Genomic DNA, 863 nt, shown 5'->3' on the forward strand with positions numbered 1-863 from the left:
GCATTTGTCGGCTCGAAGGTGCTTATGCTTTCAGTCGGTGGGGAGAAGAACCCACATGCGATTGTGGATGCGATTGAGCGTCACCGAATAACGACGATGCACTTCGTTCCATCCATGCTGCACGCGTTCCTTGAGCATGTGGAGCAAATGACAGATGCAGAGCGTGAGCGCGGTCTCGCACCGCTGCGGCAGGTGTTCACGAGTGGCGAGGCACTGCTTGCCTCACAGGTCGAGCGGTTCCACCGTTATATTGCACCTGCAAGCGGAGCGCAGCTTATTAATCTATACGGGCCGACTGAGGCGACGGTGGACGTAACGTACTTCGACTGCGAGCCAGGCCAGACTTATGTAAGTGTGCCGATTGGCAAGCCAATTGACAATACGAGCATTTATATCGTGAATGAGCATAATCAAGTGCAGCCGATCGGCGTTGCTGGTGAACTGTGCATCGCGGGAGTAGGGTTGGCGCGCGGTTACTGGAACCGTCCAGAGCTGACAGCAGAGAAATTCGTTACAATTCCTTCCGTCGGCGAACGGATGTATCGAACCGGAGACTTGGCACGGTGGCTGCCTGACGGCAATATCGAATACTTGGGCCGAATCGACCATCAAGTGAAAATCCGCGGATATCGGATTGAATTGGGCGAGCTGGAAACTGCACTGCTGAATGTCCAAGAAATTCGGGAGACGGTTGTAGTTGCGCGAGAAGAGGAAGACGGACAGAAATCACTCTGCGCCTATTATGTCGCAGATGGCGATCCAACGGTAGGTAGCCTTAGAGCGGCGCTTGCTGCTGAACTGCCAAGCTACATGATTCCATCGTACTTCATTCAGCTGGAGCAGATGCCGCTGGCGCCGAACGG

At 54.5% G+C, this 863-nt stretch carries 1 protein-coding gene; it reads left to right on the forward strand.

The features are described 5' to 3' along the window. The coding region (locus BBG47_RS28245) for an amino acid adenylation domain-containing protein (protein WP_139070831.1) at positions 1-863 on the forward strand (863 nt) is incomplete at both ends.

Origin of the sequence: Paenibacillus sp. KS1 (assembly GCF_001680695.1) — a bacterium.
Classification (GTDB): Bacteria; Bacillota; Bacilli; order Paenibacillales; family Paenibacillaceae; genus Paenibacillus_B; species Paenibacillus_B suaedae.